The 20,519-nt window shown below is 45.8% G+C and carries 17 protein-coding genes; 15 read left to right on the plus strand and 2 right to left on the minus strand.

Features of this window, described 5'->3' with window-relative positions:
* Window positions 1–51 precede the first annotated feature (51 nt).
* Window positions 52–804, plus strand: coding sequence for an LPS export ABC transporter ATP-binding protein (gene lptB / locus DWX84_RS00245; RefSeq protein ID WP_005853924.1), 753 nt, complete (start codon window positions 52–54; stop codon window positions 802–804).
* On the opposite strand, the gene DWX84_RS00250 is transcribed toward lptB, so the two are convergent.
* On the minus strand, window positions 799–1,686 hold the full coding sequence (locus DWX84_RS00250) for a CPBP family intramembrane glutamic endopeptidase (RefSeq protein ID WP_005867102.1): 888 nt from the start codon (window positions 1,684–1,686) through the stop codon (window positions 799–801). The two genes, lptB and DWX84_RS00250, sit on opposite strands and share 6 nt — an antisense overlap.
* A gap of 143 nt (window positions 1,687–1,829) precedes the next feature.
* On the opposite strand from DWX84_RS00250, the gene tig reads away from it, so the two are divergent.
* The 11 genes from tig to mutL all read left to right on the plus strand — a co-directional run bounded on the left by tig (window position 1,830) and on the right by mutL (window position 16,921).
* Window positions 1,830–3,182 carry a trigger factor gene (tig, locus tag DWX84_RS00255; RefSeq protein WP_005853929.1) on the plus strand — a complete coding sequence of 451 codons (1,353 nt, stop codon included), beginning with the start codon at window positions 1,830–1,832 and terminating at the stop codon, window positions 3,180–3,182.
* Between the two features lie 189 nt (window positions 3,183–3,371).
* Window positions 3,372–4,034, plus strand: coding sequence for an ATP-dependent Clp endopeptidase proteolytic subunit ClpP (gene clpP / locus DWX84_RS00260; protein WP_121961089.1), 663 nt, complete (start codon window positions 3,372–3,374; stop codon window positions 4,032–4,034).
* A 21-nt stretch (window positions 4,035–4,055) separates the two neighbouring features.
* Window positions 4,056–5,288 (plus strand): ATP-dependent Clp protease ATP-binding subunit ClpX, encoded by a 1,233-nt coding sequence (clpX, locus tag DWX84_RS00265; RefSeq protein ID WP_005867105.1) that lies wholly within the window; start codon window positions 4,056–4,058, stop codon window positions 5,286–5,288.
* Between the two features lie 32 nt (window positions 5,289–5,320).
* A complete protein-coding gene (gene recQ / locus DWX84_RS00270; RefSeq protein WP_005853936.1) occupies window positions 5,321–7,501 on the plus strand; it encodes a DNA helicase RecQ in 2,181 nt (726 codons plus the stop codon).
* A 214-nt stretch (window positions 7,502–7,715) separates the two neighbouring features.
* Window positions 7,716–9,191, plus strand: coding sequence for an IMP dehydrogenase (gene guaB / locus DWX84_RS00275; RefSeq protein WP_005853938.1), 1,476 nt, complete (start codon window positions 7,716–7,718; stop codon window positions 9,189–9,191).
* Window positions 9,192–9,299: 108 nt separating this feature from the next.
* Window positions 9,300–10,886 (plus strand): peptidylprolyl isomerase, encoded by a 1,587-nt coding sequence (locus tag DWX84_RS00280; RefSeq protein WP_121961095.1) that lies wholly within the window; start codon window positions 9,300–9,302, stop codon window positions 10,884–10,886.
* Between the two features lie 13 nt (window positions 10,887–10,899).
* Window positions 10,900–11,754, plus strand: a complete 855-nt coding sequence (locus DWX84_RS00285; RefSeq protein WP_005867108.1) for a hypothetical protein — start codon at window positions 10,900–10,902, stop codon at window positions 11,752–11,754.
* Between the two features lie 25 nt (window positions 11,755–11,779).
* Window positions 11,780–13,144 (plus strand): peptidylprolyl isomerase, encoded by a 1,365-nt coding sequence (locus DWX84_RS00290; RefSeq protein WP_009017967.1) that lies wholly within the window; start codon window positions 11,780–11,782, stop codon window positions 13,142–13,144.
* Complete coding sequence (locus tag DWX84_RS00295) at window positions 13,141–14,742, plus strand: OstA-like protein (RefSeq protein WP_122297444.1); 1,602 nt, start codon at window positions 13,141–13,143, stop codon at window positions 14,740–14,742. The genes DWX84_RS00290 and DWX84_RS00295 overlap by 4 nt, the downstream gene beginning before the upstream one ends.
* A gap of 29 nt (window positions 14,743–14,771) precedes the next feature.
* Window positions 14,772–15,074 carry a hypothetical protein gene (locus DWX84_RS00300; RefSeq protein WP_005867110.1) on the plus strand — a complete coding sequence of 101 codons (303 nt, stop codon included), beginning with the start codon at window positions 14,772–14,774 and terminating at the stop codon, window positions 15,072–15,074.
* Window positions 15,074–16,921 (plus strand): DNA mismatch repair endonuclease MutL, encoded by a 1,848-nt coding sequence (gene mutL / locus DWX84_RS00305; protein ID WP_039848872.1) that lies wholly within the window; start codon window positions 15,074–15,076, stop codon window positions 16,919–16,921. The genes DWX84_RS00300 and mutL overlap by 1 nt, the downstream gene beginning before the upstream one ends.
* A 51-nt stretch (window positions 16,922–16,972) precedes the next feature.
* Here the strand turns inward: mutL and DWX84_RS00310 are convergent, their stop codons facing one another.
* Window positions 16,973–18,244: a VapE domain-containing protein gene (locus tag DWX84_RS00310; RefSeq protein WP_081024239.1), complete on the minus strand. Its 1,272-nt coding sequence runs from the start codon at window positions 18,242–18,244 to the stop codon at window positions 16,973–16,975.
* 314 nt (window positions 18,245–18,558) lie between these two features.
* On the opposite strand from DWX84_RS00310, the gene DWX84_RS00315 reads away from it, so the two are divergent.
* The 3 genes from DWX84_RS00315 to rpsG all read left to right on the plus strand — a co-directional run bounded on the left by DWX84_RS00315 (window position 18,559) and on the right by rpsG (window position 20,519).
* On the plus strand, window positions 18,559–19,155 hold the full coding sequence (locus DWX84_RS00315; RefSeq protein WP_122377377.1) for an HU family DNA-binding protein: 597 nt from the start codon (window positions 18,559–18,561) through the stop codon (window positions 19,153–19,155).
* Between the two features lie 323 nt (window positions 19,156–19,478).
* The gene (gene rpsL / locus DWX84_RS00320) at window positions 19,479–19,889 is read left to right on the plus strand and encodes a 30S ribosomal protein S12 (protein ID WP_005853956.1); all 411 of its coding nucleotides are present in this window, start codon (window positions 19,479–19,481) and stop codon (window positions 19,887–19,889) included.
* 153 nt (window positions 19,890–20,042) lie between these two features.
* On the plus strand, window positions 20,043–20,519 hold the full coding sequence (rpsG, locus tag DWX84_RS00325) for a 30S ribosomal protein S7 (protein WP_005853957.1): 477 nt from the start codon (window positions 20,043–20,045) through the stop codon (window positions 20,517–20,519).

Here is a 20,519-nt window from a genome sequence, read left to right on the forward strand (position 1 = left end):
TGTAGATCTGCGGATTATCACGTACATTCGCGTTAAATTTTTAAGTAGCTTATGTCAGACGAACAACGAATGGTGCTCCGTACGGAGGACTTGGTAAAGAAATATAGGACTCGTACGGTCGTGAATCATGTATCGATTAACGTGAAACAAGGGGAGATCGTTGGTTTGCTTGGTCCGAACGGAGCGGGAAAGACGACCACCTTTTATATGACAGTAGGTTTGGTCACTCCTAACGAGGGTAAGATCTTCTTGAATGACATGGAGATTACGAAATTCCCGGTCTATAAGCGGGCTCGCAACGGCATTGGCTATCTGGCGCAAGAGGCTTCGATTTTCCGGAAAATGACGGTGGAAGATAATATCCGCTCGGTCTTGGAGATGACGGGACGTAGCGTTGAGTACCAAAAAGAGAAACTGGAAAGTTTGATTTCAGAGTTCGGTTTGAATAAGGTTCGTAAAAACTTGGGAGACCAGCTTTCGGGTGGAGAGCGGCGTCGTGCGGAAATTGCCCGCTGTCTGGCGATCGATCCGAAGTTCATTATGTTGGATGAGCCTTTCGCCGGTGTAGACCCGATCGCCGTACAAGATATCCAGACAATCGTGGCTCGCTTGAAACATAAGAATATCGGAATCTTGATTACCGACCACAATGTATACGAGACATTGAGTATTTGTGACCGGGCCTATCTTTTGTTCGAGGGAAAAGTCCTTTTCCAAGGAACCGCCGAACAACTAGCCGAGAACGAGATCGTGCGCGAGAAATATTTGGGAAAAGACTTCGTGCTGCGTAAGAAAGACTTATAGCAGCCGTTTCAATCGCCTGTTTACCAGTATGAACAGCAGGAAAGATAAGGCGGCGATAAGACAAAAGTCCAAAAGATGCTCGGCGGGAATATTGCCTGTGATAAACTCGTTATCCTTGAGACGACTGTCCGACATCCCTATTACGGCGAAAGCATTATTGACAAAGTGGGCGAACACCGGTATCCAGATGCTTTTGCTCCAATAGAGTAGATAGCCGAAATAGGCTCCGAGTATCATCCGGGGCAAGAATCCGTAAAATTGTAAATGGAAGGCGCTAAATAGTATGGCGGCGACCCATATGATCGTATGAGGGTTGGAGGTCCATTTCCCGATCACTCGTTGCAAGGCTCCTCTGAACAGGAACTCCTCGGTTATCCCGGCCGTAACGGCGATAACGATAAGGTTGGCCAGGATTACCCAAACGCTATCGCTGGATAACAGGATCGTCGTCAGTTGTTCGGCGAGGGTTTCTTGCGCCCGCATCCATTCCTCGATAGGAGCCATAAACGCGGGTAACTCCATCTGCTTGTTGAGCAATCCTAGCAAATTGATAACCGGAGAAAATAAGAACATGCAAACTAAGGTGAGAATCCAGATCCTGCCGTCTGTGATTTTCTTGACTGATAGATAATGGCGGGGATTGTCACTACATGTCCAAGCCATGGCGATAGATGGTAGCAAAAAGGTACAGATCGCCGAGATGAACTGAATGAGCCTCATTAAATTAGCGTCTTGGGTTATATCAGCCTGTAAACCGTGGGTCGCGAGTAATAAGCCCGTGGATATAATAGATGATAAAACGGCTCCAGCCAATAAGAATAGCAGGAGGATCAAAAGTTGGATTACCGCCGGACGGGTAGCATATATTCCTTTTATTCTCATAATGATTCATTCAAAGGGTAAATAATTGCCGCCAAATATAAACAAAAGAATAAAAACAGATCAAAATTTGCACGATTAAAAGAATAAGTCTAATTTTGCGACCTAAAATTCGATACGACTATTAATTAAATAAATCATTCAGAATGAACGTTTCGCTTAAAAACAATGATGCCGTAAGCGGTATCGTGAAATTAGAAATAGTGAAAGCTGACTATGCTGATCAGGTAGACAAGAGCCTGCGTAGCCTTCGTCAGAAAGCCAATGTACCGGGTTTCCGTAAGGGCATGGTTCCTATGGGCATGGTTAAAAAAATGTACGGAAAGCACGTGCTGGTAGAGGAGATAAACAAATTAGTTTCTGAGAATCTGTTCAAGTATATCCGTGAGAACGATTTGCATATCTTAGGCGAGCCGATGCCTAACGAGACAGAGCAAAAGCCGTTGGATTTCGATAAGGAAGAGGATTTCGAATTCTGTTTTGACGTGGCTTTGGCTCCGGAGATCAATATCGAGTTGAGCAAGAACGATAAACTTCCGTTCTATCAAGTCGCTATCGATGAAGAAATGCTAAATAACCAAGTAAACGCTTATCGCTCAAACTTCGGTTCTTACGACAAGGTAGACGAGGTTGAGGAAAAAGATATGGTAAAAGGTACGGTAGCCGAGCTTGAGAATGGTGCCCCGAAAGAAGGTGGTATCGTTGTGGAGGACGCTGTCTTGATGCCTATGTATATCAAGGATGAGGAAGAAAAAGCTAAGTTTATCGGTGCTAAAGTAAATGCCGTAGTGGTATTCAACCCGAATAAGGCTTATGAGGGTGCTGAGGCAGAGATCGCTTCTTTCTTGAAGATCGATAAGGAGAAAGTGGCTGAGACTACAGGCGACTTCAGCTTCGAGATCAAGGAGATCACCCGTCATAAAGATGCTGAGATGAACCAAGAGTTGTTCGACAAGGTATTTGGCGAGAACGTGGTTACTAGCGAGGAAGAGTTCAAGAACAAGATCAAGGAAGCTTTGGCTGAGCAATTCGCTCCTCAGAGTGACTTCAAGTTCTTGACAGACACTCGTGATATGTTGGTTGAGAGAGCTGGCGAGTTGAATTTCGCTGACGATTTATTGAAACGCTGGTTGCTTGCCGCTAACGAGAAGAATACGAAAGAGAAGATCGACGAGGACTTCCCTCAGATCCTTCAGGATTTGAAATATCAGTTGATCAAGGAGAACTTGGTTAAGAAGAACGGCTTGAAGGTTGAGGACGCTGACATCGAGAACTTCGCTAAACGTGTGGCTAAGGCTCAGTTCGCTCAATACGGCATGTTGTCTGTACCGGAAGATGTACTTGACAACTACGCTAAAGACATGTTGAAAAATAAGCAAACACTTCAGAACATCATCGACCGTGCGGTTGAGGAGAAATTGGCTGCTTGGTTGAAAGAGCAAGTGGAACTTGATGTTAAGGAGGTAACCGCTGACGAGTTCAACAAACTTTTTGAATAAAAAGATCTTTACTCGGCCTCTTAGGAGGTTGTTTTATATCAAAAAAGGGATTTCTCTCTAAAAATATCTTAGCGGATAGCGAAATAAATTGTTTCTTTCAGAAATTTATTTATAACTTTGTTTTTCCGTTAAGTCACAGAGGGAAATCCCTTTTTACGTCTTCTCGGTAAATAAAAGATAGGAGAAAATATGGAAGATTTTAGAAAGTATGCTACAAAGCATTTAGGTATGAGTGGTACGGCTCTGGATCGTTATATGAACATCTCCAGTAGCTATATCTCCCCGACAATTATAGAGGAACGACAGCTGAATGTCGCTCAAATGGATGTCTTCTCTCGGTTGATGATGGACCGTATTATTTTCTTGGGCACGCAAGTGGATGATTATACCGCTAACGTGATTCAAGCGCAGTTGTTGTATCTGGATTCCAGTGATCCCGGAAAGGATATCTCTATTTATATCAATTCGCCGGGTGGCTCTGTATATGCGGGCTACGGCATTTACGACACGATGCAGTTTATCTCCAGCGACGTATCTACGATTTGTACGGGTATGGCCGCCTCTATGGCGTCTGTCTTATTGGTGGCGGGAACTAAGGGAAAACGTTTCGGCTTGAAGCACTCCCGTGTAATGATCCATCAACCGCTTGGCGGCGTACAAGGACAGGCTTCAGACATCGAGATTACCGCTCGCGAGATCTTGAAGGTTAAGAAAGAACTGTACACCATAATCTCGGATCATTCAGGTAGACCCTATGAGGAGATCGAGCGCGATGGCGACCGTGATTTCTGGATGACCGCGGAGGAAGCGAAAAAGTATGGCATGATCGACGATGTTTTAACACGTAAATAACAAAAACAACAATAAGAAACTATGGCCAAAACAACAGGCGATACATGTACGTTTTGCGGCAGGAGTAGCCGTGATGTTAATTTGCTTATCAATGGGATCTCTGGTTGTATTTGCGATGATTGTGCCCGGCAGGCGTATGAGATCGTAAAGGAGCAGACAGGAGGTAAGAAAACTTCTTTTGGTTTGAAGCAGAAAGATCTGCCTAAACCGGAAGATATCAAGACTTTCTTGGATCAGTACGTGATCGGACAAGATGACGCTAAACGTTATCTGTCGGTATCTGTGTACAATCATTACAAGCGTTTACTTCAAAAGGTTACCGCCGACGATGTGGAGATAGAGAAATCTAATATTATCATGGTGGGTGCTACCGGTACGGGCAAGACTTTGTTAGCCCGTACGATCGCTAAGTTACTACATGTCCCGTTCGCTATCGTGGACGCTACGGTACTTACCGAGGCAGGTTACGTGGGAGAGGATATCGAGAGTATCTTGACCCGATTATTGCAAGCGGCGGATTATGATGTGGAGGCGGCCCAACGGGGTATCGTCTTCATCGATGAGATCGATAAGATCGCACGTAAGAGCGATAACCCGTCTATCACTCGGGATGTCAGCGGTGAAGGTGTACAGCAAGGTTTGCTGAAGCTTTTGGAAGGATCGATCGTGAATGTGCCTCCTCAGGGTGGACGTAAGCATCCGGAGCAAAAGATGATTGCGGTGGATACGAAGAATATCCTGTTCGTTTGCGGTGGTGCTTTCGATGGAATCGAAAAGAAGATCGCTCAACGCTTAAATACCCGTGTGGTCGGTTATTCGGCTAGTTTGGGTACGGCTACCGTAGACCGGAATAATTTACTGAAATACATCACCCCGACTGATTTGAAGTCGTTTGGCTTGATCCCGGAGATTATCGGTCGTTTACCTATCCTCACGTATCTGAATCCGCTGGATCGTGATACGCTTCGTAACATCTTGACCGAGCCGAAGAACTCCATTATCAAGCAATATGTCAAATTGTTCGAGATGGATGGCATTAAGCTGACGTTCGATGAGAAAGTCTATGAGTTTATCGTGGATAAGGCGCTTGAGTTTAAGCTGGGTGCCCGTGGGTTACGTTCAATCGTAGAAGCCGTGATGATGGACGCTATGTACAGTATGCCATCTCAAAAAGTAAAGGAACTCCATGTAACGTTGGAGTATGCGAAAGAGAAATTTGAAAAATCGGACGTGAACCGTTTACAGGTCGCGTAAACGTAGGCGGTTTACTATAAATAATACGAAGTATGGCAAAGAAGGATCATTTAACAGAAGAGCTAAATCGGCACTTTGGCTTCGGTACCTTTAAGGGGAACCAGAAGGCTATTATTGAGAACGTGCTGGCCGGGAAGGATACTTTTGTATTAATGCCGACGGGGGGAGGTAAATCTCTTTGTTATCAATTACCATCCATACTAATGGAAGGAACCGCAATCGTGATATCTCCGTTGATCGCTTTGATGAAGAATCAGGTGGACGCGATGCGGAATTTCAGTGAGGAAGATGGGGTCGCCCATTTTATCAATTCCTCTTTGAATAAGTCGGCTATCGACCAGGTGAAATCGGATATATTATCAGGACGTACCAAGTTGCTGTATGTAGCACCGGAGTCCTTGACCAAGGAAGAGAACGTGGATTTTCTGCGTCAGGTAAAGATCTCTTTCTATGCGGTGGACGAGGCGCATTGTATCTCGGAATGGGGACATGATTTCCGTCCGGAATATCGAAGAATCCGTCCGATTATCAATGAGATCGGTAAACGTCCGTTAATCGCTCTGACCGCTACCGCCACACCTAAGGTGCAGCATGATATCCAGAAGAATCTGGGTATGATAGACGCTACAGTCTTTAAATCATCCTTCAACCGCTCTAATTTGTATTATGAGGTTCGTCCGAAAGGAACGAATATAGACCGCGAGATCATTAAGTATATTAAAGCCAACGAGGGTAAATCGGGTATCGTATATTGTTTGAGCCGTAAAAAGGTGGAGGAATTTGCCGACATCTTGAAAGCCAACGGGATAAAGGCGTTGCCTTACCATGCGGGAATGGATTCGCAAGTACGTTCCGCCAATCAGGATGCCTTCTTGATGGAACAGGCGGATGTGATCGTGGCTACGATCGCTTTCGGTATGGGTATCGACAAGCCGGATGTCCGTTATGTGATTCATTACGATATCCCGAAGAGCCTAGAAGGTTATTACCAGGAAACCGGTCGTGCCGGTAGGGATGGCGGAGAAGGCCAATGTATCGCTTTCTATGCTTATAAGGACTTGCAAAAATTGGAGAAATTCATGCAAGGAAAGCCCGTGGCCGAACAGGAAATCGGCAAACAGTTGCTTTTAGAGACTGCGGCCTATGCCGAGACTTCCGTCTGCCGGAGAAAAGTGCTATTGCATTATTTCGGTGAGGAATACCTGGAAGATAATTGTGGTAATTGTGATAATTGTTTGAACCCAAAGAAGCAGGTGGAAGCGAAGGAATTGTTAAGTGCGGTACTGGAGGTTATCAGTACGTTGAAAGAAAAGTTTAAGGCAGATTATATCGTAAATATTTTGGTAGGTAACGAAACCTCCGAAATCCAAAATTACAAGCACAATGAATTAGAGGTCTTCGGTTCCGGACAGGACGAGGATGATAAAACTTGGAACGCCGTTATTCGCCAGGCTTTAATCGCTGGCTATTTAGCGAAGGATATTGAGAATTATGGTTTGCTGAAAATCACGGAAAAAGGTAAGGAGTTCATGAAGAAGCCGGTATCGTTCAAGATTACCGAGGACAATGAATTCGAGGAAGAGGAAGAGGAAGTTCCGGTTCGTGGGGGCGCCTCTTGCGCGGTAGACCCGGTTCTTTATTCCATGATGAAGGATTTGCGTAAGAAATTATCCAAGCGGTTGGAAGTTCCGCCTTTCGTGATTTTCCAAGATCCCTCTTTGGAGGCTATGGCTACTACTTATCCGATCACGTTGGACGAGTTGCAGAATATCCCGGGAGTGGGCGCTGGCAAGGCGAAACGTTATGGCAAGGAGTTCATTGAGTTGATCAAGAAACATGTAGAGGAGAACGAGATTGAGCGTCCGGAGGATTTGCGCGTACGTACGGTCGCTAATAAGTCCAAGTTGAAGGTCTCAATCATTCAGCGGATCGACCGTAAGGTGGCGCTGGACGAGATCGCGTTGACTAACGGACTTGAGTTCACCGAGCTTTTGGATGAGATCGAGGCGATCGTATATTCCGGTACACGTATCAATATCGATTATTTCTTGAATGATGTGATGGATGAGGATCATATCGAGGATATTTACGAGTATTTCAAGGATTCGGAGACCGACGGTCTGGAAGACGCCATCGAGGAATTAGGCGGTGACTATACGGAAGAGGAGATTCGCTTGGTCCGTATCAAGTTCTTGTCTGAAATGGCAAACTAATGGAAGGGTGGCCCGGTTCCACTCTAAAGAAAAAACAAATAAAGAAGCTTATTGTTCCTTCCGAAAGAGATTTATTTTTCCTTCGGAAGGAATTTTGTTTTCGTTCGGATGAAAGTTTATTTCCTTCCGAATCGAATTTTTAATTTCTCCCGTATCGATTTATTGCGTGAAAAGTCGTATATTTGCGCGCAATAATTTTTAAAGCATAAGTTCTATGTCATTTATTGCAGACAGGGTAGTTATGGATGGGTTAACGTTTGACGATGTATTGTTAATCCCAGCTTATTCGGAAGTTCTTCCTCGTAATGTCGATCTCACGACAAAGTTTTCACGTAATATCACATTGAATATACCGATGGTGTCGGCCGCTATGGATACGGTTACCGAGGCCAAGTTGGCTATCGCTATCGCCCGTGAGGGAGGTATTGGTGTGATTCATAAAAACATGACGATCGCCGAGCAGGCAAAGCAGGTCCAGACCGTTAAACGTGCGGAGAATGGAATGATCTATGATCCGGTGACTATCACGAAGGGCAAACGTGTGGCGGATGCCTTGGCAATGATGGCTGAATATAAGATTGGCGGTATTCCCGTGGTGGATGAAGGCGGGTATTTGGTTGGTATCGTGACGAACCGTGACTTGCGTTTCGAAAAGGATATGAACCGCTCTATCGATGAGGTGATGACGAAAGAGAATTTGGTCGTAACCGGACAATCTACGGATATGGAGGCCGCCGCTCAGATCCTTCAGGAACATAAGATCGAGAAGTTACCGGTGGTCGATAGCCATAATAAGTTGATCGGCTTGATTACCTATAAAGATATAACGAAAGCGAAAGATAAACCGAAGGCTTGCAAGGATTCGAAAGGTCGTTTGCGTGTAGCTGCCGGTGTAGGCGTTACGTTCAATACCTTCGAGCGTGTAGCCGCTTTGGTGGATGCCGGGGTGGATGCTTTGGTGATCGACACGGCACATGGTCACTCAAAAGGTGTGGTGGATGTCTTGAAACAGATTAAGGCGCAATATCCGCATATTGATTGTGTGGTCGGTAATATCGCTACGGGCGAGGCTGCTAAATATTTAGTGGAAGCCGGGGCGGACGCCGTGAAGGTAGGTATCGGTCCGGGTTCGATTTGTACAACTCGTGTGATCGCTGGTGTGGGTGTTCCCCAGTTGTCGGCTATTTACGATGTGGCGAAGGCGTTGGAAGGAACTGGTGTGCCTTTGATCGCCGACGGTGGCTTGCGTTACTCCGGTGATATCGTGAAGGCGATCGCCGCTGGTGGATCTTCCGTGATGATGGGATCTCTGTTGGCGGGTGTAGAGGAGTCGCCGGGCGATACGATTATCTTCAATGGTCGAAAGTTTAAGTCTTACCGTGGAATGGGGTCGTTGGAAGCTATGCAAAAGGGGTCCAAGGATCGGTATTTCCAAGATGTGGAGGATGACGTGAAGAAGCTGGTTCCGGAGGGAATCGCTGCCCGTGTTCCGTTTAAGGGTTCTTTGTATGAGGTCATTTACCAAATGGTAGGTGGTTTACGTGCGGGAATGGGTTATTGCGGGGCTCATAATATCGAGGAGTTGCATAAAGCTCGTTTTACTCGAATCACCAACGCTGGTGTGCAAGAGAGCCATCCGCATGACGTAGCGATTACGCAAGAGGCTCCGAATTATAGCCGCGGTGAATAGTAATACAAGTTTTACGTTTTATAAAAAACACTAATTTAATGGGATAGCATACTTTTCTTGTCGGCTCTCCGTTAGATTAGTGTTATTTTTGTAATGTATATTCGTGCTATGGTAAAAGAATTTTTGATGAAAAAGTTACTTATTTCATTAGGGGTATTCGCTTGTGTGACAGTTAACGCTCAAATCGCATCCGATTCGGTCGTTATGACGGTCGCTGGAAAACAAGTGCCTTTATCTGAATTTATTTTTATCGCGGAGAAGAATGGAGAGGTAGATTTATCGAGTACAAAGTCCGTCAAAAGCTATGTCGAGCTATTTAAAAATTTTAAGCTAAAAGTAGCGGAGGCGGAATCTTTAGGGATCGACCAGACATCCTCATTCAAAAGTGAGCTAGATGGATACCGGGCTCAGTTGATCGATAGCTATATGTCGGATAAGGAGGGTGAGAAAGCGGCTGCTCGTGCGGTATATGACCGGGGAGATCACTCGGTAGAGTTGACCCACATCTTATTCCGTTTGCCGGAGAAGACGGTCTCCAAAGATACGGTAGCTGTATATCAAGAAGCCATGCGAGTATACGAACGTCTCCAGAAAGGAGAGGATATGGAAACAGTCGGAAAAGCTTTGGCCGAGAAGGATAAGGAGCATGTCGCTTGCGAATATGTACGTTGCTTGCTCCCGATGCAATCCCTAAAAGTGTTTGAGGATGCCGCCTATTCCTTGCCGATTGGCGTGGTGTCTGAACCGGTTCGCACGAAATTAGGATTTCATTTGATAAAAGTCCATAGTCGTAAACCCAATCCGGGGCGGGTACATGTCGCTCATATCTTGATCGCCTTCCCGAAAGATTCCGCTATTCAGGACTCATCGGCTTTTCTGGCAAAAGCGCAAGCTATCTATAAGCAAGTACAAGAGGGTGCGGATTTCGGTGAGTTGGCGAAAGAGTATTCGGGGGATGCGGCTTCCGCTAAAAAAGGGGGGGTATTACCTTGGTTCGGGATCGGCGAGATGGTCCAGCCTTTTGAGCAAGCCGCTTTTGCGTTGAGCAAGCCGGGTGATTTATCCGGGGTGGTGGAAACTCGTTTTGGTTACCATATCATTAAGTTGATCGATAAGAAAGGACGCCCTTCGTTTGAGGAAGAGGAAAAAGCCTTGTCGAGACGTATGGGGCAGGGTGAACGTAACTTCGAGTTATATAAAGCTTTCGACGATCGTATGAAGAAAGAATACGGATACGTTTTCTATCCGGAAGCCTATGCGGAGCTGCAAGCGTTATGTAATGATTGTTTCCCCACGGACGAGGCGTTTTATGAGAAAGCGAAGGATATGAACAAGACGCTTATGCAATTGGATGGAAAGGATTTCCCGCAAGCGGAGTTCGCTTATTATATCCAACGTTGCCCGTTCTCGACAAAAACGTATGCGGGTGATTTTATGCAAGAGGTCTATGATTTGTTTATCCGCGATATCGTAACGACCGCCGAGCGTAAGAATCTGGAGACAAAACATCCGGAGATCCCTCATTTGATGCAGGAGTACCGGGATGGGATTCTGTTGTTTGAGGTCAGCAACCGGGAGATCTGGAGCAAACCCTCCGCCCAGCAGAAGGTGTTGGAAGCGAAGTGGATCGCGGATTTGAATAAAAAATATCCGGTGACTGTCAACTGGAAATTATTGAAGAAACTAAAGAAATAAAATAAAGATAGATATGAGGATAGTCTTCATGTTCCTAGCGTTCGTTGTGTTGTTGGGTGCCTGTAAAGGTTCTCAGCCAGCTGATACTACGGATGTCTTGGTTAGCGTGAAAGGACGTACCCTAAATCGTTCGGAGGTGAATAAGCTAATACCCCGGGGGATTTCCTCCGCAGATAGTCTGTTGCTGGCCGAGAGCTTTACCAAGAAATGGGTAAAGGATGTATTGGTGTACGATGTGGCTTTGCGTAACTTGGGGGATGAGAAAGAGGAGGTCGATAAATTGGTAGAGGAGTACAGGCGTTCCTTGGTTCGTTACCGTTATCAGGAACGATTGGTGGAGGAGAAGCTGAAAACTGATATCCGGGAAAGTGATAAATTAAACTATTACGAGGAAAACCAGAAAAAGTTTATCTTGGATAAAGGCTTGATCAAGGGATTATTCTTGAAAATCCCGGTTGATGCCCCGGGACTTACCGACGTCAAAAAGTGGTACAAATCCACAGATGTGGCCTCTTTAGAAAAAATTGAGAAATATAGTGTGCAAAATGCCACGATTTATGAGTACTTTTACGACAAATGGGTTGATTTCGATGAGGTAATGGATAATATACCGATCCATGTGTCGAATCCGAATGCGTTTCTGAAGGCGAATAAGTATGTTGAGGTGGCGGATAGCAGTTATTGTTATCTGTTGAATATCAAGGAATATTTGCCTTCCGGCAGTGTGGAGCCATATGATTATGCCAGTCCGCACGTCACGGAAATGCTGGTCAACCAACGAAAAGTTGAATTCTTGAAAAAATTTGAAGACGAGTTATATAACGATGCGATCCGGAGCGGTGACGTGGAATTCCATTCCGAGCCGTGATCTCTAATTTTATAAATGGGTAGACATGATGAAAAAGATTTTAAGTGTATTCTTTCTTGCCTGTTGTTCTTGCATTGTAATGGCGCAAGACAATGTGATCGATGAAATTGTGTGGGTGGTAGGAGATGACGCTATTTTACGTTCGGATATTGAGACGCAGCGTTTGTATAATCAAAACGAGGGGGTCCGTTTGGATGGCGACCCGTATTGCGTGATCCCGGAGCAGATGGCGATACAGAAACTATATCTGAATCAAGCAAAGATCGATAGTATCACCGTGAACGAGAACCAAGTGATCCAGAGCGTGGATCAATGGATGAACATGGCTGTGAACCAAATCGGGTCTCGCGAGAAATTGGAGGAATATTTCGGTAAGAAATTTTCCCAGATCAAGGATGAGCGTAAGGAGATGGTGCGGGAGCAGCAGGTAGTGCAACAGATGCAGCATCAATTGATCGGCGAGATCAAGCTGACACCTTCCGAGGTGCGTAAATATTTCAGCCAGTTGTCTCAGGATAGCCTGCCGAACATCCCTACGACAGTAGAGGTGCAAATCGTTACCTTGGAACCGAAGATTCCGTTTGAGGAAACAGACGCTATCAAGGCCCGCTTACGTGATTTCACGGAGCAGGTTAATTCCGGTAAGATGGAATTCTCCACGTTGGCTCGTTTGTACTCGGAAGATCCGGGTTCGGCGTCTCGAGGTGGTGAACTGGGTTTCATGAGCAAGACACAGCTGTTGCCGGAGTTCGCGAACGTCGCGTTCAACTTGAAAGACCCGAAACGTGTCTCCCAGATCGTACAGACGGAGTATGGTTACCATATCATCCAATTGATCGAGAAGCGTGGAGACCGTATCAACTGCCGCCATATCTTATTGAAACCGAAGGTTTCCGATAAGGAGTTGGCGGATGCTACCACTCGTCTGGATTCATTGTACAATGATTTGCAGGCGAATAAGTTCACGTTTGAGGAAGCCGCTACATTCGTCTCTTACGACAAGGATACACGTAATAATAAGGGTTTGATGGTAAACCAAGATTACGAGAGCAGCAATATGGGAACCCCTAAGTTCGAGATGCAAGAACTTCCACAGGAAATCGGTAAGGTGGTATATGACATGAAAGTCGGAGAGATCTCCAAGCCTTTTACCATGTTGACGAACAAGCAGAAAGAGGTAGTAGCTATTGTTAAGCTGAAAGCTCGGACGGAAGGACATAAGGCGAATTTGGCCGATGACTTCCAAGCTTTGAAAGCGATCGTAGAGGCTAAGAAACGTGAGGAATTATTGAACGACTGGATCACGAAGAAACAAAAATCAACCTACGTGCGTATTAGTGACGGTTGGAGGAATTGTGATTTCAAATATCCGGGTTGGATTAAGGAATGAGACTAATTAACAGGTTATTTCTAGCGCTCTTATCGTGTGCTTTATCGGTTGGCGTATTCGCGCAAACGGAAGATAGCACGGTGGTAGCCGCCAAAGATAGTGTCGCTCCCAAGAAGACGAAGGTCTTTTTGGAGCATGCGAATACGCTTTCGTTCGATAAGGAGAGGAACGCCGAGGCTCAAGTACTGAATGGTGATGTTTGTTTTCGCCATGATAGTTCGTATATGTATTGCGATAGCGCATATTTCTTTGAGCAGACCAATTCCTTGGAAGCGTTTAGTAATGTTCGGATGGAACAAGGGGATACCTTGTTCGTGTATGGAAATTACCTGTTTTACGATGGAAATACCCAGATCGCTTATTTGCGGGAGAATGTCCGCATGGAGAATGGGCAGGTTACCTTGTTTACGGATAGCTTGAACTATGAGCGAATCCCGGATATCGGATATTATTTCGACGGAGGTCTGATTGTCGATTCCTTGAATCAGCTCTCTTCTTTTTACGGGCAATATTCGCCTAGTACGAAATTGGCTATCTTCAATGATAGCGTCCGTCTGGAGAATGAGCAATTCACGTTGTATTCCGATACCTTGCATTATAATACGGACTCGAAGATCGCCACGATACTCGGACCATCCATTATCGTGTCGGATAGCGGCACGATCTATTCTTCCAGGGGTTGGTACGATACCGTGAATAATACCTCTTTGCTATTGGATCGTTCTCAGGTGGTTTCCGGCGACCGTATCTTGACGGGCGACTCTATCGCCTACAACCGGGAACTGGGTTTTGGGGAAGCGTTCGGTAATATGAGTCTGCAAGACACGGCGCAGCATGTCATGCTGGAAGGCCAATATGGCTTTTACAATGAGAAGACCGAGTATGCTTTCGCTACGGATAGCGCCCGTTTCTTGGAATTCAGCCAAGGGGATACATTGTTTCTGCATGGTGATACCTTGAAGATGACTACGGTGGACTCCCTTTACCGGGAAGTAAAAGCTTATTACGGCGTCCGTTTCTATCGGACGGATATGCAAGGTGTTTGCGATTCGATGCAGTTTAATACAAGAGACTCTATATTATATATGTATACGGACCCTATCGTTTGGAATGAACAGTATCAGATCTATGGGGATACGATCTTGATATTTATGAATGATAGCTCGATCGATTTCGCTCACGTGAAGCAATTCGCTTTCGCGATACAGCAAATCGATTCTACTGCGTTCAATCAATTAAAGGGAAATGACTTGAAGGCTTATTTCGAGGGACAGGTCGTGAATCAGATCGATGTGTCGGGCAACGCCGAATCGATTTTCTTCCCATTGGAGAAGGACGGTTCGATGGTCGGCATGAACGAGACCAAGAGCGGTTTCCTTACGATCTGGCTAAAAGACAATAAGTTGGATAAACTGAAGATCTGGCCGACTCCAACAGGTACGATGACCCCTATTCCTGATTTGAAGCCCGACCAGAAATACTTGAAAGACTTTTATTGGTTTGATTATATCCGTCCGAAAGATAAGGATGATATTTATCAGGTCGTGAAAAGAAAAGCTCAAGATGCTCCGAAAAGAAGCAATAAATTCGTACATTAGCGTCGTATTCATAATTAATAGGTAAAGCTATGGCACTTTTCTCGTTTTATAACATGCGTAAACCGCGTCAATATGATCATAAGCCTATTTATTGGGACCCCCATAAGGAAGCCTTGGAGGAACGTATAAGTAAGGTCAAACGTGAAATGGGTGTAGAGGAATCGTTGGAGGAATATAAGCCGCATATCAAGGGAACTTTTATTGAAGGCACCTCACATTTGAAGAGAAGCGTGGGGCGGGGCGAGGATTCCCGGGCTCGTAAGTATAAGAATGTGAAACTGGCGGTAGCCTTGGCTGTCTTGGCTGCTTTCTTTTGGTATTTGTTCTGGTAATGAGCGATATCATTCATTTACTTCCGGATCATATCGCCAATCAAATCGCGGCGGGAGAGGTGATTCAACGTCCGGCCTCTGTCGTTAAAGAGTTGGTCGAGAATGCGGTGGACGCTGGCGCTTCCAATATCCAAGTGAACATTAAGGATGCGGGTAAGACATTGATACAGGTGATCGATGACGGGAAAGGTATGTCCGAGACGGATGCTCGCATGGCTTTTGAGCGGCACGCTACTTCTAAGATTTCTACGGCCGAGGATTTATTCTCTTTGCATACGATGGGTTTCCGGGGTGAGGCATTGGCCTCTATCGCCGCTGTCGCCCATATAGAGTTGCGTACCCGGGCTAGGGGGGCGGAGCTTGGTACCTGCCTGTCCATCGCGGGGTCTAACTTGGAGAGTATCGAGCCGGAGGCTTGTAACGAGGGAAGTATCTTCTCGGTAAAGAATCTTTTCTTTAATGTTCCCGCCCGCCGGAAATTCTTGAAGTCGAATGAGACGGAATTCCGGAATATCATCAATGAGTTCGAGCGAATCGCCTTGGTGAATCCGCAGGTGGGTATGTCTCTTTATCATAATGACGCGGAGATATTCAATCTGCCCGAGTCGGGGTTACGTCAGCGCATCATTAATATATATGGTAAGAGTTTAAACCAGAAGTTGCTCTCTCTGGATGCCCAAAGTTCCATGGTGACTATTTCCGGTTTCGTGGGGCGTCCGGACTCGGCGAAGAAGCGAGGGGCATTGCAGTTCTTTTTTGTGAATGGTCGTTATATGAAGCATCCTTATTTCCATAAGGCGATCATGCAGGCCTATGAGCAATTGATTCCTGCCGGGGATATGCCGAATTATTTTGTTTATTTCACGTTGGATCCCTCCTCGATCGATGTCAATATCCATCCGACAAAGACGGAGATTAAGTTTGAGAACGAGCAACCGATCTGGCAGATCTTGATGGCCGCTACCCGGGAGGCGTTGGCTAAATCGAGCGCTATCCCTACGATTGATTTCGACGTGGAGGATGCGATTGATATTCCTGTTTACAACCCGGTCAAGAAAAGTGAGCCTAGTACTTATAAGGCCCCGAAAGTGCAAGTGGATTCCAGTTATAATCCGTTTGACACTACTTCCTATAAAAAACCGGAATTCGATTGGTCTAAATTATATCAAGGGTTTGAGAACGATCGAGTGGCTGCCCAACTGGAGTCCGAGAGTTTCGAGGATGCCCCGATCGAGGAATTGCCGGCCGAGGCTTCGAACCCGGAAAACCTGTTTACGGAGGTAAGCAATCCTTGCTATCAATATAAAGGGCGATATATCGTGACATCCTTGAAATCGGGTCTGGCGATTATTGATCAGCATCGTGCGCATGTGCGTATTTTGTTTGACCAATACCTGTCGAATATCCGTCAGCAACAAGGTGTATCCCAACAAGTCTTATTCCCGGAGATCGTAGAGTTTACCGCTGCCGAGGCGGCTGTACTGCCTTCCTTATTGGAGGATTTGCGCTTCGTCGGCTTTGATCTGAGCAATCTGGGAAATGACAATTACGCGATCAATGGCCTGCCCGCCGGTATAGAGAACCTTGATCCGGTGAACTTGGTAAAGGATATCGTGGACCGGGCGATCGAGACCGGATGCGAGGTGCATGAGAAGATCTGCGAAGCCATCGCCTTGTCTTTAGCGAAAGCCGCCGCTATCCGTCCCGGCAAATCCTTATCCTTGGAAGAGATGGATCATCTGATCGCCTCCCTGTTCTCTTGTCCGGACTCGAACCTGACCCCGGATGGAAAAACGATCATCTCCATGTTGACAGATGAGGAGCTGGAGAGAAGATTTAAGTGCTAGGGATGATTTCGATGACATACGTTTCACTGGCCGCATTTGCTTGTGCTACAGCTAAATCCTGTGAAACGTGTGAAGGGTGAGCGGCACTACTTGATAAAGATTGCCGTAGCGGGTGTGTTTACGCTCTATATGGAGGGCGGTCAGTACCTTTCCGAAATTGCTTGCCGTGCTACCGCGCATGGCTGCTGGGTTCTTTTCCTTTAATATCTGGAAAATGGAGGCAGCTGATAGTGGATGTACATTTAGGTCTCCCGGACATGCGGCCCGGAAGCAGGCGTGGAACACATCTTCCTCGATCGGACGTTTATAGAAAGCCTCATTCGATCGCATGATCGCCTCCTCCTCTCCGGAGGTGAACCAATGGCGCTCTCCTTTTTGTAACTCGTCTTTCAGCTGGGCGTAGATTTGATCATGCTCGATACCTTCGCAATTAATCTTGCTTTGCACCTCCACGCATAGGAAACGGCGGCTTCCCGTGGGGTCGCTTAATAGGTTCTTCTGGTTCGTAGTGCCAATAAATGAGGCTAGGCGGGGTAGGGGGTGGAAATGCTTGGCGTGTGCCTTGCGTACGTTCATCCCGGCCATCTGCATCCAATTTTTCAGCAAAGCCATTTTACGGTCGGGCAACCGGTCGAACTCATCGAGGTTGATGAGTCCGAACAATCCAAGCTTCTGCTCCATTTGCGTCGAGGCGCTAAGGTCTACGCTATCCGTGTAATAGCGGACTAGCGAAGATGGCATCAGCGACTTGCAAAAGGTAGACTTCTGACATCCTTGACGCTCGCTGACTAAAATGGGAGCCAAGCTATTTGCGTGCATTCGGTCCGAACCCATCCATTGCGAGGCCAAGGCGAGCATCCAGCGATGAAACCCCTCCACCCATAACGGTTCTGAGGAGACCCGTCGTGCCAGATCGCTTACCCGGTCTTTCCCGTCCCATTCGGGTAACCGCTCCATATATTGCCGGAAAGGATGATACTCTTTTACCTCTTTTGAATATACGAAACGATTCACATCCCGATCCCAGCAATCGATCCCCGTCCGTCTTGCCTCCATGCAAATGCTATTTAGGTCACGTTGCGTCACCGGATAGAAGCGATCCGCTTCTGATCGTTTGTATCGATATTCAGTCTCCTCGCTCAACAAGTTGAAACGGAACTCGATGATTTCTTGGAGGAAAGTCTCCAGACTCTTTTGAAGGATTGAGTTATTGTCGCTAAATCGTTTGGCTTTACCTTCGGTTTGGTGTGGTATGGTGATTGGCCCGTTTGGTTTTAAGAAGCGAAGCCATAGTTGGCCCAAAAAATCCGATACAGTTTTCATGATACTATGTTTTAGAGGTTATTTTTACCGTTTTCTTCTGCGAATATAGGTTGTTAACTTGAAGTTTTCCAAATATTTATATTATCATTTGAAATAAAAGTAATCTGTCCAAAATACTAGGAAGAACTCTTGTTTAGGTGATATGAATGTAGTACCTTTGTTAAGTACCTATAATCTTTTCACCTATGTGAAAAGAACGTATCACAATCATGAAACGATCGTTTCACATAGGTGAAAAGATCATATCACCCTTGTGAAATGACTAATAGCATACGATGTTCCTATGAATAACCTTTTAATCTCATACTAGATATATGGCAGCAAAATATGACTTTTACAAGACTCCGGTATCGAAGGATAGCATGAAACGTCCTCGTTTTCACGCACGTATCGTATCATCTGGCACGATCGATACGGATGATCTGGCCAAACGTATCCATGGTCGATGTACGGTCACGCCGGCAGACGTGGCCGCCGTGCTTATCTCTTTAAGCGAGGTGACAGCGGAATATTTGCGTGAAGGAAAACGTGTACATATCGATGGGTTGGGGTATTTGCAAGTCACGTTGCAATGCCCGGCCGTACAATCCACGCACGAGATACGTGCGGAGTCCATCCGTTTCAAGTCCGTGGCTTTCCGTCCCGAGGTAGAGCTGAAAGATAGCTTGAAGACGATGACGCTGGAACGAGCCAAGTACAAATCCCATTCCCCCCAATTAGGACCTGAGCGCATCGACCAATTGCTCGCAAGCTATTTTGCCGAGCATGAATATATGACCCGTGTCGCTTTCCAGCGGCTTTGCGGACTGACGAGTAGTACGGCCAGCCGCCGTCTGCATCAATTCGTCGAGGCGGGTAAATTGCGTGATATCGGCACCCGTCACCAGTCGCTTTACGTGCTGGTTAGGTAAATCGTCGATCCGATCCCATTGCTTTCACAGGCTTCACAGGAACTCGTTTGATTTAAGGGGATTGAGTTTGTGTGAAGCCCGTGACGCATGAAACTTATCGGTAAATAGAGATGGTAAATGTTAAATATTAATAAATACGACAAGAGCCTACCTTGCCAAACGGGAACAAATATGTACCTTTGCACCGTTTTTAGTGCGGAGTATACGAAAAAAACAGGCACAACTTATTGATTGTCCGAAAATAATGCGTAACTTTGCGGCTCGAAATAGGAAAAGATTAGATAAATAATAATAACACATTCAAAGTTTAAAAAAAGAAAGAAATGCCTACAATTCAGCAATTAGTTAGAAAAGGAAGGGAAACTTTGGTGGAGAAGGGTAAATCACCCGCATTGGACGCTTGTCCTCAAAGACGTGGCGTTTGCGTACGTGTTTACACTACGACTCCGAAGAAACCTAACTCTGCAATGCGTAAAGTAGCGAGAGTACGTTTGACAAATGGTAAGGAAGTTAACTCCTATATTCCGGGAGAAGGACACAACTTGCAAGAGCACTCTATCGTATTGGTACGTGGTGGTCGTGTAAAGGACCTTCCGGGTGTGCGTTATCACATCGTACGTGGTACGTTGGATACAGCGGGTGTTAACGGCCGTACGCAAAGACGTTCCAAATATGGAGCTAAGCGTCCGAAACCGGGTCAAGCAGCAGCTGCCGCAAAAGGTAAGAAGAAGTAATTAATTACATGCCTTCAAACTGAGATTTAAATTTAAGTATTAAAACAGGTTTGAGTTATTTGGATAGGCTATAAGGTTGAGTAAATGGTTCAGCGGAACCGTTGAAGACAAATTAAAGGCAACCAACGACAAGAACAAATTTTTGAAAACAAAATGAGAAAAGCAAAACCAAAGAAAAGACAGATCCTTCCGGATCCTGTTTTCGGTGATGTAAAGGTTACGAGATTCGTTAACCATTTGATGTATGATGGCAAGAAAAATACTGCCTTCGAAATTTTCTATTCCGCTTTGGAAACCGTTAAGGGCAAATTGCCTAACGAGGAAAAGTCCGCTCTCGAAATTTGGAAAGCTGCGCTTGATAACATTACTCCTCAAGTCGAAGTTAAGTCACGCCGTGTAGGTGGTGCTACATTCCAAGTCCCTACTGAAATCCGCCCGGATCGTAAAGAGTCAATTTCTATGAAGAACCTTATTATCTTCGCACGTAAACGTGGAGGTAAGACTATGGCTGACAAGTTGTCTGCAGAGATTGTAGATGCTTTCAATAACCAAGGTGGCGCATTCAAAAGAAAAGAAGATATGCACCGTATGGCTGAGGCTAACCGTGCGTTCGCTCACTTCAGATTTTAA

The sequence above is a fragment of the Parabacteroides sp. AF21-43 genome (assembly GCF_003635435.1).
Lineage (GTDB): Bacteria > Bacteroidota > Bacteroidia > Bacteroidales > Tannerellaceae > Parabacteroides > Parabacteroides distasonis.

Coding starts and splice junctions, on each gene's coding strand:
- DWX84_RS00280 (WP_121961095.1), top strand. CDS start 9,300: ATGGTAAAAGAATTTTTGATGAAAAAGTTACTTATTTCATTAGGGGTA.
- recQ (WP_005853936.1), top strand. CDS start 5,321: ATGGCAAAGAAGGATCATTTAACAGAAGAGCTAAATCGGCACTTTGGC.
- DWX84_RS00310 (WP_081024239.1), bottom strand. CDS start 18,244: ATGAAAACTGTATCGGATTTTTTGGGCCAACTATGGCTTCGCTTCTTA.
- tig (WP_005853929.1), top strand. CDS start 1,830: ATGAACGTTTCGCTTAAAAACAATGATGCCGTAAGCGGTATCGTGAAA.
- DWX84_RS00250 (WP_005867102.1), bottom strand. CDS start 1,686: ATGAGAATAAAAGGAATATATGCTACCCGTCCGGCGGTAATCCAACTT.
- rpsG (WP_005853957.1), top strand. CDS start 20,043: ATGAGAAAAGCAAAACCAAAGAAAAGACAGATCCTTCCGGATCCTGTT.
- DWX84_RS00315 (WP_122377377.1), top strand. CDS start 18,559: ATGGCAGCAAAATATGACTTTTACAAGACTCCGGTATCGAAGGATAGC.
- mutL (WP_039848872.1), top strand. CDS start 15,074: ATGAGCGATATCATTCATTTACTTCCGGATCATATCGCCAATCAAATC.
- DWX84_RS00300 (WP_005867110.1), top strand. CDS start 14,772: ATGGCACTTTTCTCGTTTTATAACATGCGTAAACCGCGTCAATATGAT.
- clpP (WP_121961089.1), top strand. CDS start 3,372: ATGGAAGATTTTAGAAAGTATGCTACAAAGCATTTAGGTATGAGTGGT.
- rpsL (WP_005853956.1), top strand. CDS start 19,479: ATGCCTACAATTCAGCAATTAGTTAGAAAAGGAAGGGAAACTTTGGTG.
- DWX84_RS00285 (WP_005867108.1), top strand. CDS start 10,900: ATGAGGATAGTCTTCATGTTCCTAGCGTTCGTTGTGTTGTTGGGTGCC.
- clpX (WP_005867105.1), top strand. CDS start 4,056: ATGGCCAAAACAACAGGCGATACATGTACGTTTTGCGGCAGGAGTAGC.
- guaB (WP_005853938.1), top strand. CDS start 7,716: ATGTCATTTATTGCAGACAGGGTAGTTATGGATGGGTTAACGTTTGAC.
- DWX84_RS00295 (WP_122297444.1), top strand. CDS start 13,141: ATGAGACTAATTAACAGGTTATTTCTAGCGCTCTTATCGTGTGCTTTA.
- DWX84_RS00290 (WP_009017967.1), top strand. CDS start 11,780: ATGATGAAAAAGATTTTAAGTGTATTCTTTCTTGCCTGTTGTTCTTGC.
- lptB (WP_005853924.1), top strand. CDS start 52: ATGTCAGACGAACAACGAATGGTGCTCCGTACGGAGGACTTGGTAAAG.